This window comes from Lysinibacillus sp. 10T31, from assembly GCF_056394365.1.
The window spans coordinates 167524-179313 of the sequence record NZ_JBFTHS010000001.1 but is presented as its reverse complement, the minus strand read 5'-3'; the positions used below and the strand labels follow the sequence as shown (position 1 = coordinate 179313).

General features: G+C 32.5%; 12 protein-coding genes. 6 read left to right on the top strand and 6 right to left on the bottom strand.

Annotation, left to right across the window (positions count from 1 at the left end; genetic code table 11):
* Nucleotides 1-16: 16 nt before the first annotated feature.
* On the bottom strand, nucleotides 17-730 hold the full coding sequence (locus AC1DCY_RS00965) for a response regulator (RefSeq protein WP_477346616.1): 714 nt from the start codon (nucleotides 728-730) through the stop codon (nucleotides 17-19).
* Nucleotides 699-2318: an ATP-binding protein gene (locus tag AC1DCY_RS00960; protein WP_477346614.1), complete on the bottom strand. Its 1620-nt coding sequence runs from the start codon at nucleotides 2316-2318 to the stop codon at nucleotides 699-701. Before AC1DCY_RS00960 ends, AC1DCY_RS00965 begins: the two co-directional genes overlap by 32 nt.
* A gap of 356 nt (nucleotides 2319-2674) precedes the next feature.
* Between AC1DCY_RS00960 and AC1DCY_RS00955 the strand changes: the two genes are divergently transcribed.
* Nucleotides 2675-3187, top strand: a complete 513-nt coding sequence (locus tag AC1DCY_RS00955) for a DNA-deoxyinosine glycosylase (RefSeq protein WP_477346612.1) — start codon at nucleotides 2675-2677, stop codon at nucleotides 3185-3187.
* 71 nt (nucleotides 3188-3258) lie between these two features.
* On the opposite strand, the gene AC1DCY_RS00950 is transcribed toward AC1DCY_RS00955, so the two are convergent.
* A complete protein-coding gene (locus AC1DCY_RS00950) occupies nucleotides 3259-4116 on the bottom strand; it encodes an endo alpha-1,4 polygalactosaminidase (protein ID WP_477346610.1) in 858 nt (285 codons plus the stop codon).
* Nucleotides 4117-4274: 158 nt separating this feature from the next.
* On the opposite strand from AC1DCY_RS00950, the gene AC1DCY_RS00945 reads away from it, so the two are divergent.
* Nucleotides 4275-4673 carry a hypothetical protein gene (locus tag AC1DCY_RS00945; protein ID WP_477346608.1) on the top strand — a complete coding sequence of 133 codons (399 nt, stop codon included), beginning with the start codon at nucleotides 4275-4277 and terminating at the stop codon, nucleotides 4671-4673.
* A gap of 143 nt (nucleotides 4674-4816) precedes the next feature.
* Here AC1DCY_RS00945 and AC1DCY_RS00940 read toward each other — a convergent pair whose 3' ends face one another.
* From AC1DCY_RS00940 to AC1DCY_RS00930, 3 genes are all read right to left on the bottom strand, one after another.
* Complete coding sequence (locus AC1DCY_RS00940; protein ID WP_477346606.1) at nucleotides 4817-4963, bottom strand: hypothetical protein; 147 nt, start codon at nucleotides 4961-4963, stop codon at nucleotides 4817-4819.
* 55 nt (nucleotides 4964-5018) lie between these two features.
* Complete coding sequence (locus AC1DCY_RS00935; RefSeq protein WP_477346604.1) at nucleotides 5019-5510, bottom strand: SRPBCC family protein; 492 nt, start codon at nucleotides 5508-5510, stop codon at nucleotides 5019-5021.
* Nucleotides 5511-5932: 422 nt separating this feature from the next.
* Nucleotides 5933-6115, bottom strand: a complete 183-nt coding sequence (locus AC1DCY_RS00930; protein ID WP_477346602.1) for a hypothetical protein — start codon at nucleotides 6113-6115, stop codon at nucleotides 5933-5935.
* A gap of 583 nt (nucleotides 6116-6698) precedes the next feature.
* Here AC1DCY_RS00930 and AC1DCY_RS00925 point away from each other — a divergent pair.
* From AC1DCY_RS00925 to AC1DCY_RS00910, 4 genes are read left to right on the top strand one after another with little or no spacing between them, the layout of a single operon-like run.
* Nucleotides 6699-7454, top strand: a complete 756-nt coding sequence (locus AC1DCY_RS00925; RefSeq protein WP_477346600.1) for a polyprenyl synthetase family protein — start codon at nucleotides 6699-6701, stop codon at nucleotides 7452-7454.
* A gap of 10 nt (nucleotides 7455-7464) precedes the next feature.
* Complete coding sequence (gene comX / locus AC1DCY_RS00920) at nucleotides 7465-7776, top strand: competence pheromone ComX (protein ID WP_477346598.1); 312 nt, start codon at nucleotides 7465-7467, stop codon at nucleotides 7774-7776.
* Nucleotides 7773-10043, top strand: a complete 2271-nt coding sequence (locus tag AC1DCY_RS00915; protein ID WP_477346596.1) for a sensor histidine kinase — start codon at nucleotides 7773-7775, stop codon at nucleotides 10041-10043. The genes comX and AC1DCY_RS00915 overlap by 4 nt, the downstream gene beginning before the upstream one ends.
* Nucleotides 10036-10659: a response regulator transcription factor gene (locus tag AC1DCY_RS00910; protein WP_477346594.1), complete on the top strand. Its 624-nt coding sequence runs from the start codon at nucleotides 10036-10038 to the stop codon at nucleotides 10657-10659. The genes AC1DCY_RS00915 and AC1DCY_RS00910 overlap by 8 nt, the downstream gene beginning before the upstream one ends.
* Nucleotides 10660-11790 lie beyond the last annotated feature (1131 nt).

The following is an 11790-nucleotide window of genomic DNA, read 5'->3' as shown; positions in this document are numbered from 1 at the left end:
AATAAAGAATATAATATTAGTTTTGTTCATAAGTTCCATGATATACATATTTCCGTTCAGGTCTTCCGACGGTGCCGTAAATCAATTTTGTCTGTAAAAACTGTTCGCCAACTAAGTATTCTAAATAACGGCGGGCTGTTGAACGACTTGAACCGATGAGTTCGCTTAATTGTGAGGCTGTAAGCTCCTGGGTTTTGAGATCTTCGAAAATACTTTTAACAATTTGTAATGTGTGTAAATCAATGCCTTTTACAAACGTTTCTGCATCTATTATTTTATTGTCGGATTCCCTATAAAATAATGAATCAAGATCCTTTTGAGTGACATTTTTGCTATTTTGAAATAAATGAAGTTCCTGTAAATATTTCCGAAATGCTCTTTGAAGTCGCTCCTCTTCAAAGGGTTTTATTAAGTAATCTGAAATTCCTAGGTCCAATATATCCTTTATTAAACTTATTTCAGTTGCTGCTGAGATTACGATAATTTTTATAGATGGATAGAGGTGGCGTATATGGCTTACTAATGAGCTACCTTCAACATCGGGAATATACAAATCTGTTAATATAATTTCTGGCAAGCTAGAAGTCATCTTTAGTTTTTCAATCGTTTCTTTTCCAGTACGTAAATTTTCAGTAACGATAAATCCTTGTATATTATGAACATAATCTGCATGTATTTTTGCTACTCTAAAGTCATCTTCAATAATCCATACACTTTTTGATATTGTCATTCTCAATGTCTCCTTTAGGAACTATTATTAAAAAACATGCTCCTGATAAATCACCTGAATCCAATAAAATTTCCCCATTTATCTCCTGAAGAGCTTTCTTGCTTATAGCAAGTCCATGTCCGCGATCTAGCCCTTCTTTAGTAGATACCCCTTTAGTAAAAATTTTATCGTAAATATTGTTATGGATACCTGGTCCATTGTCTTGAATCTCAAATAAGTAATGGTTTTTATAATTGTTGATTGATAGTTGAATCACTTTATCTGAGGATTCCCAGCTTTTTAAAGTTTCAATAGCGTTTTGAAGTACATTACCAAGAGCTGTTAGGATAGCATTTTCTTGTTGCTTAGATAATTCGATAGATGAAGAAATTTCGTTTAGCTCGAGTTTGATGCCTAGTTCTGAGGCTTCTGCGATTTTCCCCTGGATTAATGCAAGTAGAAGAGGGGTTGTTACATTGCTATTTAAAAAAGCTTGATTTTTAAGTTGTATGTTTCGTTCTTCTTTAATAAATTCAATTGCTTCGTTGTAATGCTTATGAACAAGTAAACCTAAAATGATATGAAGCTTATTAGCAAATTCATGAGTATATGCCCGTTGAACATTTGCATACTGTTTCATCTGTTTTAATTCATCAATGATTTTTTGAATATCTACTTTCTTTCTAAAGGTGTATAGTGAACCAATTTTCCTTTTCTTTTCAACTAAAGGCGTTTTATTTAAAATGATAATATGCTCATCAAGTGGTAGCTCTAAATTATGAATGTTTTTCTCTGCAACAATTTTAGGCGTAAAAATATGTTCAATTTTTGCACCCATCCAATCTGATAGAGACTTATTATGAGCGGAATCTAGCATTTCATAAGCACTTCTATTAATGGTCGTAATTTGATTAAAGTGATCGACAGCTATTATACCCTCGGCAGTTGTTTCTAAAATGACCTTGTTTTGTTGATATAACTTAGCGATTTGAATAGGTTCCATATTAAACAATAATTTTTTGATGTAAATGGAAATGGCTATTGCACCTAATATGCCTATTAAAAGAATAATTACGGTGTATTTGATCCATTTGTGAATATAGCTTTCGATGATTGTATCGATATTTTCTGTTAAAAAACCGACAGATACAACACCAATGATTTTATTGTCTAATATGATGGGGGCTTTACCTCGAATAGATTCGCCTAATGACCCTATAGTTTTAGAAATATAAGCATGTCTATCTAGCAAGGCAGCATCATTGTCTCCACCAACCATTTTCTCTCCAATTTTATCTTTTAAAGGATGGGAATAACGAATTCCTTCAGAGTTTCCAACGACAATAAATGCTGCGTCAATTTCTTTTCTTAAAGGTTCGACGATTGGCTGAATGATTTCACTTGGCTTTTCTTTATCAAATGCTATAATGATTTCTTCCATAGATGCGAGGGTTTTTGCAATATTTAATGCTTCCGCTCCCATCTGTTTTTCTGTCGTATCCCGTATATGTTCTTGCAATAGATACATGAACATTCCACATATTAAAATGATCAGGATACTTATTAAAAAAATCATTCTAGCTGTAAGAGATTGTAACCAACTTCTCATATTTCACCTCTATGTAGTTTGATACTCGTCATCGATTTTTCTATTGTGTAAGGTGACAGACTGCTAACTTTGCGGAAAAATAAAAATATCTCAAAAATAGCGCATTTGTCTGATGATTAGTCTATCATAAATATCCAACAAATAGAGAAGGGCCATCAAGCTTGATCTATTTTAAGATAGCGACAACCATCATTGAAAATGTGGAAGATGTTTGTTAAAACGTATACCGTGTATAGTGGAGGGTGGTCGAGGGCTCATCGGACGCAAGGAAAGCACCTCCATAGAATATTAGATACATGCTCTTCAATGACATTGATACAAATTTTCCGCTACAATATAAAGAAGGAGTGATGGTTATGTCGAATGAACTTAAAAATGTTTTACTACCAATTATTGATTTATCAACGAAGGTGCTCATTGTCGGCTCAATGCCAGGGAAGCAATCGTTAGAGAAACAGCAATATTATGGTAACCCACGCAATCACTTTTGGCCGATTATTGGGGAAATATTAGAGGTGGATGTACCTCAGGATTATGGACAAAGATTAAAATTGCTAAAGAACCATCATATCGGCCTCTGGGATACAATAGAATCGTGTGAGCGCAAAGGAAGCTTAGATGCGGCCATTCGTAATGAAAAACCAAATGATTTTAAAACGCTTTTTGAACACTATCCAAATATTGAGTTAGTGCTTTTTAATGGCGCAAAGGCATTCGAGGTTTTTAAAAAGCATATTGGCCTTGAGGTTTTAGATGGTCGAGCATATCAGAAAATGCCTTCAACTAGCCCAATACCAGGTAAAAATATTAAATCTTTTGAAGAAAAGCTTGAGGATTGGCGAGTGATGCACTCTTATTTGCCTAGATAATTACATTACAAAGAAAATCCCCTCCGATTAGTGTTACTTGACGGAGAGGATTATAAGCACTATTTAATAGATTACTGCCATGTATTGTAGTAAGATCCTGCTGGGCTATAAAAGAATTTAAAATGGTATTTTTCAGCTAGAGTATGACTTTTCTTTTCATCGTTAAATCCGATTGTCATCACCTGTGTATCGAATTTTTCTCGTATCTGAACTAATTGCTGCATCATTTTTAACGACCATTCATCTTCTCCGACTACATCATACGAAAAGTTTTCCCACATAACAAAATCGATATATGGTGCTGTAAAATCAGCTAAAGTTTGAAAGCCCCAATTTTGAGCAACAGACAAATCGTTATATTGCTGCTTTATTTTTTTAATAAAGGCAAGCATTGCATCATTTTGCGCGCCCTGTTCTTTTTCAGGTAAGTAGGATTCGATATTACCAACAGTATCTAAAAACACACCATCCAATCCTTTTTGAACAATTTGTTTTTGAATTTCTCCTAGTAAAAGTTCTTGATAGTGTTTAGAGGTCATATCCATTAAATACGAATCCCACTCAGAGAAATACATCTTTTCTCCATGCTCGTCTTTATAAAAATCCTCTTCTTTCAATTGGCTATAGAACGCTGAATTCCATTTGTCTGCTTCCATTGCGTTAATATAGCCATAAATTAATGTTCCATTTTTTTGAGCCTGTTTAATATACTTCTGCTGCATTTCGATAGGTTCCACAATGACCAAATCTAGCTTAGCCATTTCCTTGCCAATCTTTTCGTTTCCTGCATCTAAATAATATTTGTACTTCTTAACAGCGGCTAGCCTGTCTTGAATTGTTGATTCGGCAGAAGAGTTTGTTAAGTTTAAAAATAGCCAGATCCCAAAGGACAATAGGATTGTAGTAATAAGTAAAAATATTTTTCGCATAAATACTCCTTTTATTGGAAAGTGTCCCTTTTATTATACGGTGCTAACCGTAAAAATACGAATGCAGTTAGTCCGGCTGAACACAAGTTAATAGGCGACTGCTCAGCGGTTATTAGCCCTTTTACATATATTGAATTATGTAAAAGGAGGGGTTTATCATGTACAATCCATATGAAGAAATAATGCCACTGCCAGAACCCGGTTTCGAACCATCATTTGGACTACCTGGTTTTGGACCACCACCACCAACGTTTGGCCCGCCACCATCATTTGGCCCACCTAGTTTCGGTCCACCACCAGCAGGGCAAATGCCTCTTGGACCACCGCCTAGCTTTGCGCCATCACTTCCGCCTTTTGGAGTAGGTACAAGTGGTATTCAATCATGCTTATTCAGGAATACGTATATATGGATGTTAAATGGAACAGGCTTTTGGTTCTTCCTAACTGCTGTAGGAAGAGAGTTTATTGCAGGGTTCCGATGGAGTAGTAGAAGTGGTTGGCGCTTCCAAACAATTGCGAGAAGAAATATTCGCTCGTATGAATGTTCGAGATGGTAATTAAGAGTATTAAGAAGCCGTGTTAATGAATTAAAGGCATCATTAATAGGGAACTTTTATTGGCTCATAGAGTTGAAAAAATGGCCGAGGAAATCTTCCTGAATTAGAGTGATATGCTATGTGAAATGGTTGATTGGTGTTGCCTAGCCTCCACCCCAATCAACTAATTTACTTAGCATGTATTTTCTAGCATGTCGAAGCGGCAGCAACAAGGGTTTTATCTGTGCGAAAGTGAGTAGCTTGAAACGTAAATCACCCTCAAAGCTCTTTGCCCATTTGTTTTTCACCACTATGAAAACTCCTAGAGCATGTATCTCTGCTCTAGGAGTTTTATTCGTGATATGCTTAAATCTTGTCTAAGTCATCCACAAGCCGCGTATACTCTGCAAACCTTTTTTGCCATTCTTCCATTGGAAATTCTTCATGTACAGTTCCGTTTAATAAATCCGAAAGCAGGTCTAAGCATATATGCCAGCCGGCTAAATCTTTAGGCGTATGCTCAGTTAGCTCACCAATCGTTTCAAGTAATACTAATATGGAGCCATTGCTAGTAGAGGAGAGCTCAAACCTTACTGTATCTTTGCCCCAATCAAACTCGAGTACATTCTTCTCAGCATAGTCTGTAATTACTATTTCCTTATAAGTATTTGTTCCATCATTCATATTAAAGTGGATCTTGCCGTTCTTTCGAAGATCAATGATTTCTAAATTATTCATCCATTTTTGAAGCTTTTCATTCACCGTTAATACTGCCCAAACAGCATCAACTGAATGTGACAGTGGTCGATTAAATTTTACGACATAGTTATTTTGCTGTTTTTGAATAGTAGCGAGCATGGGGATCCTCCTTGTTTACTTTTCCTCATCATAAACTGCTTGGAATAGTCTTGTCACGCCTTCTTCTATTTCATTCTTCTTTAAAATTATTGAGAAGAAAATTAATAATGTCATTTCCTAGAAGCTTTATATTATGTCGACGATCGACTTGTCAGAAATTTCATCAAAAAAAAATAGTGCGCTTCAATAACAGGGGAAAAAATACTCTGGTTCATGATGGAGGGATGTACAAATCAAGCAATTACGCTTGAACTCGGAGTGATACAGCAAACAATTGAAGAATAATTTATACTAGATTTATGAACTGTTAGGCGTAAAGGACATGTGCTGAAGGTTTATAAAAGCGTTGAAAATGGATTTTATTTGAAAAGAAGGAGAGTGGTATAGGCTAGGAGCGGTAAGTACTACCTTTTGTCTTTAGTTTAGCTATTGTTTTTATTTTTGGCTCTAATATACATAAGTGTTCCAGAAAATATACAAGCAGCTACTCCCAATGAATGGAGTTTAATAAAAAATGATGCATTTTCTATAATTGCTACAAGTAGGGCAATACAAAAAAATATAAATAATGGTAGTAATCTTTGCATCTCCAATTTTTTAATCATAGTTCCCTCCTCGCTCATAAACTAAAGTTCCTTCTTTCTTTTAGTTACAGATAATGAATATAATAAAACTATTGCCAAAAAGATTACACCGAATAAATAGAACCAAAATGCGGTTGTATTTTCTCCCCGATGAATTATTACTTGGCGTAAAAGAGTAATAAATAAGACTAACATAGGGATAAGTGCAGCTTTACTATTAATCACCATTGTTCACCACTTAGTACATTAACTTTACTCCGAGTCATTCCTAATATACTTATTTACTTTTTTTTAATAATCTCCAGCGGAAATAATATTCCTTTAATTAGAAAATACATTGACTGAGCCTTTTTTACAATTGTGTGATTCCGAAACAAATAACTTGCGTATTCACGCAAGTGAACGCTAAGTGAGATGCTCCTTTAGAAGTGTATTTAAAATTAAATTCACTAACATTAATTATGTAATTTTTACCAAAAATCATTATCTTTTTTAACAATAGAATAAAAATTTGAAAACATTAACAAAAAATTACTATTCCATTTTGTTGTTTGATGTTTAATAATGATATGTACATATTTTTAAAGGTAGGTGATGGAAGAATTTGTTGTATCAAAAAAGCATTGTTAAAAAAATGAAGGATTTAGTCCTATGTGAAATTTTTGATGAGTCTTTCAAAACTATCATTTTAAATTATGTTAATGAGAAAAATGATTCGCAAATGATTTTTGGCCACCTCTGTATTATTCATTATCAAGAATTTGCACAAGATAACAATCCTGAAATTATAACAATAGCAGCAGCAATGGAACTTATAATTTTAAGCTTTGATATAATAGATGACTTACAAGATAATGATGCAGATTTTTTATGGTGCAATGAACCTGCTTTTGCCATGAATGCAACTTTAGCAATGATTTTTTTAGCGATAAAGCTAATAAATGAAAGTACTTTTAGGCATAAACAAGTAGCATTAAGTATTTTAAATGATTTTGCTTTAAAAAGTATTAATGGGCAACACTTAGATTTATTAAATAGTTGTAAGTTTGAAGAAAGCTATATAAGAATGATTTCTTTAAAATCTGGGTCATTAACAACTTTAAGTAGTCTTTTAGGGACAGCACTAGCAATAGGAGAAAATGAACCCTGTGTAGCAGAGTATTCAAATTACATAGGAGTCATTCAGCAAATAAAAAATGATATTGAAGATTTAAACATATGGAATAAAAAAAATGATTTACTGAATAAAAAGTTTTCTTTACCTATCATTTTTTTGTTTGAACAAAGTGAGGAGCATTCAAAAATTTTAACTGATTACTATTCTGGGATCACAACGTACTTAGAACAATCCAATCATTGAAGAGGCTTTAATGAATACGGGAGCTATTCACTATGCGGTTGCTCTAAAAAATACATTTAAATTTAGCGCATTAGATTTAATAGAAACGATGTCCTTTAGCGAAGAAAGTATGCCAATACTTAAAAAAATTAATGGAATGAGATTTTATATGAGAAAATTAATTCAGTATTTATTAGCAAACCCTAATTTAATAAGGTTGTTAAAAGAAAAAAAGATATCACTTGTAGGTGTTACAGCACGCGAGCAACAAGCTATAATGGAAGCATTTAATGAGCCTATCTATATAATAGGCAGTGGGTGGCGCGGAGCAGGGAAAGAATGAAGATAAACTATAAAACATTTTTATTTACGATTACTAGCTATACATTAGTAATCGTGTATATGTTATCTTTCAGTTTTAGGTTTCCGTTAATTGGTATTGAAGTAGAAAGAGTTCATAATGATTGGATAATAAAGAGCTTTACCTATCCTGAATGGGCAGACCTCAATAAAGTAGAACAAGGGAATATCATTTTAGAAGTAGATAATAAAGCAATAGAAGCAAGAAATGACTCGATGCAATATAGTATAAGAAGTGCAAATAGTATTTTATTAAAAGATACACTCGGTAATCTACGTACAATACAAATAAATTATTCAGAGCTGCCAAATCAATTTCTACATGTTTTCATCGTACCATTAGTTTATTTTTTAATAAATTTAGCGATAAGTATTTATTTATATACATATAAAAGAACATCCTTTCAATCTTTAAATATCTTTATTTTATTTATACTAACAGTTTCACTGACTTATAGTAGTGTAGGCGCTTCTACTCAAATGGATCGATTAGGCATGTTTATAATGAGTAACGGTATAATATTAAGTTTAATTTTATTAATTCATTTTTTGAGTAATTATCTTAAATCATTAAATATTAATCTCACTTTTATAGTAAACAAAAGATTTTTATATGGAGTACTTTGTATTATTTGTTTATTGACACTTTTTGAGGTGGTCAACCCTGTCATAATACCTTTCAATACAATCTTTATTTTAGTTACATTTTGTGTGCTTATACTTTATGCCATTTTTATGTTAGGCATATGTTATATAAGATATCGGAAACAACAGCTTTTGCTATTATTTTTATGTTTGATAGTACCATTCCTCCCATTTGTACTGCTCTATATTCTACCGATGCTTTTATTTAATCAATTTATAGTATCATCTTCGGTTTGTGCATTGTTTTTGTTACTTATCCCTATCTCGTTACTGTTGGTGCATTTACCTGAACGGTTGTTTGATTTAGATTATCAGATTTCAAAGATCCGCAATTATAGTTTGTTTTCATTAACTTTAGCTACTTTAATATGCGTAGGGATATATATATCAATTCATATAGACTTAATAGATTTACTATACATCTTTTTATTCGTATTTATATTATTAGTTGTTGCACTCTATTTTAAAGAAAAGATGGATTATGCAAATCGGAAGCTACTGTATTCTCCTAAAGGGGATTATATCCATGTCGTATACAAAACTATTGAGCGCATTATAAAAGTGACAACTGTAAAAGAATTATTAGATCGTTTTACAGAGGAACTATCACAACAATTAGCTATAAGTGATATCAATATTCATATCCACTCTATAGTAGATGGAACAGTTATAAAAAATGATTTACCGTCGGCTCCTGTCTTTAACACTGATACAATTGAAAAATTACGTTTAGGGGAGATAAAGAAAATAGGTGACCTTTATATAGGTTGTTTGCATGAAACCTTAGATCAAAAATACATTCTTACGATTGAAGATAAAGGTAAAATTTATTTAAAAAGAGAAGAGTTGCTATGTTTAGAATTGTTATTTATTTACATAAGTAATTTTATTGAAAATACACATTTAGTAGAAGACTTATTTAATCAATTAGATAGTGTACAAAAACTAGGCAAACAGTATCCTTCATGGTTAAGGAAGTTTGTATGGTTAAAGCTTGAAAACGAAAAATATCAACTAGCTCAAGAGCTCCATGATACGATTCTTCAAGAACAAATCCATCTAATTAGAGAGATGGATATGATTCAAGGCAAGCAAGAGCTAAATGAAATACAGCAACTCATTCAGCAGCATCGTGAATATTTAGTCGAGGTTAATCAACATTTGCGCTTTTACTGTGAAAAGTTAAAGCCACCACTATTGGACAAGCAAGGTTTACATGCTGCGTTAGATAAACTATTTGTAGAGATAGATCAGCGTGCGGATTTTGCTATGATTCTTGAAATTGAAGATGTAAAAATAGTGAATGATGAATTTCCTTTACTAATTTATCGTACAGTGCAAGAACTTCTAAACAATGCGATAAAACATTCGCAGGCAACCTATGTGAAGATACAGCTTGTTTCAACATCGAGAGGCTTTGAGTTGGTATATTTAGATAATGGTATAGGGTGTGATTTGCCCAAAATAGAGCGAAAAAATTCTATGGGACTCCAAGGAATAAAAGAGCGTATTTATGCCTATGACGGCGTTATTCATATTGAGTCAGCTCCAGATGAAGGGATGCACATTCATATAAAAATGGAGGAAGAAAATTCTTGTGATTAAATTACTTATTGTGGACGACCATCCTCTAATTTTGGATGGCAGTAAAAAGCTTTTTAGTGAAGTATCAGACATTGCTGTTGATACGCTAGAAGATATAGTGACATTTGCCGATGTTATCGAGGAAAAAGTGTATGATATTTTTCTAATTGACGTAAATCTTGGTGCTAGCAATGGTCTCACATTTGCTGAATTAGTAAAGGAAAAATATCCGTCCTCAATTGTTATTTTATATACGGGTGATAATATTAAAGATTACTATTCTTTAATTATTGAGAAGAAAATAAATAATGTCATTTCCAAAACGGCAACAAAAGATCGGATTTTAAGAACCATTTACGCAGCTATTAATAAAGACATATTACTTCCTGAAAGCTTTATTGATTATGTCGACGATCGGCTTGCCGGAAATTCCAATAAAAAAATATTACGCTTCAATAACAGGGAAAAAAGAATACTCGAGCTCGTGATGGAGGGATATACAAATCAAGCGATTGCACTTGAACTGAACGTGAAGCAACGGACAATTGAAAATAATTTATCACAAATCTATGCACTGTTAAATGTGGGAACACGAGTTGAAGCGGTAATAAAAGCGAAGGAAATGGATTTGGTTTGAAAAATTAAAGAGAGTAGTACAGAATAACGATCGGTTTGTACTACTTTTTTGTCTTTAGTTAGCGCGTATATTTTTGCAAGAGGACATGCATTAAAGAGTATGATATATAAAACAGAACCCCAATTAGAAGGTAGCGGATAAATCCCTCGTTTTCTACAAATTTATCAATTATCCACAATCCGAATATTATACTTATTGCAAAGCTAATAGCAATTAAATATTTTTACATATAAAATCTCACTTCCATTGTATAGAATTACCTAGCTATTTATTTTTGGCTCTAAAATACATAAGTGTTCCAGAAAATATACATGTAGCTACGCCTAATGAATGGAGTTTAATAAAAAATGACGCATTTTCTATAATTGCTACAAGTAGGGCAATACAAAAAAATATAAATAAGAGTAGCAGTCTTTGCATCTCCAATTTTTTAATCATATAGTTACCTCCATGCTCATTGTTCATAATACATTCTAATCTTTAGTAGTTACGAGTTTTATACGTATATATAGACAATCCAAATGCTATCAAAGCTAAAAAGCCAAAGTATATTGCAGATTTTATATTGTTATGTAAATAGTACGATATTGAAGAAATACTAAATGCAACAAACATAAAAATATTGACTCTGAACAATGATTTTTTATTCAAAATAAAGCACTCTTTTGAACATTGGGATATGTACAGCTTTACGATTAATCACAATAAGTTCACTTCTTATAATTATAAACTTCCATATGTCTTATGTACTCATAGGCTATTATTCAATGAAATATTTTTTATACAATACGTTGATTAAAGATAATAGTAGGGATATCAATATTTATTAACTTTCCATACCCAATATCCATATAAAATGAAAATAGTTTTTTATCATTTTTTTTCAGGTGGCCTAAATTGATTGTAAAGCAACACAATAAACAAACATAAACTATTGAGTATTGTTCGAAAAGTACCTGGCTCAAAAATAATTTTATTAATTCCGACAATGACAACTATTATGGCTACCGAAATGGCTGTCCTCCAGAACGTCTGCATTCGCATCTTCCTTTTATAATTTATTTCGTATTTCTCCTTTTGGTAAATTTGTAATTAGAGGCGCCTATAAATAAAGCATATACATCCCCTTAT

Bases quoted from the DNA above. Each gene is read 5' to 3' on its own strand.
- AC1DCY_RS00955 (WP_477346612.1), top strand. From the start codon at position 2,675: ATGTCGAATGAACTTAAAAATGTTTTACTACCAATTATTGATTTATCA.
- AC1DCY_RS00945 (WP_477346608.1), top strand. From the start codon at position 4,275: ATGTACAATCCATATGAAGAAATAATGCCACTGCCAGAACCCGGTTTC.
- AC1DCY_RS00965 (WP_477346616.1), bottom strand. From the start codon at position 730: ATGACAATATCAAAAAGTGTATGGATTATTGAAGATGACTTTAGAGTA.
- AC1DCY_RS00950 (WP_477346610.1), bottom strand. From the start codon at position 4,116: ATGCGAAAAATATTTTTACTTATTACTACAATCCTATTGTCCTTTGGG.
- AC1DCY_RS00930 (WP_477346602.1), bottom strand. From the start codon at position 6,115: ATGATTAAAAAATTGGAGATGCAAAGATTACTACCATTATTTATATTT.
- AC1DCY_RS00960 (WP_477346614.1), bottom strand. From the start codon at position 2,318: ATGAGAAGTTGGTTACAATCTCTTACAGCTAGAATGATTTTTTTAATA.
- AC1DCY_RS00935 (WP_477346604.1), bottom strand. From the start codon at position 5,510: ATGCTCGCTACTATTCAAAAACAGCAAAATAACTATGTCGTAAAATTT.
- AC1DCY_RS00915 (WP_477346596.1), top strand. From the start codon at position 7,773: ATGAAGATAAACTATAAAACATTTTTATTTACGATTACTAGCTATACA.
- comX (WP_477346598.1), top strand. From the start codon at position 7,465: ATGAATACGGGAGCTATTCACTATGCGGTTGCTCTAAAAAATACATTT.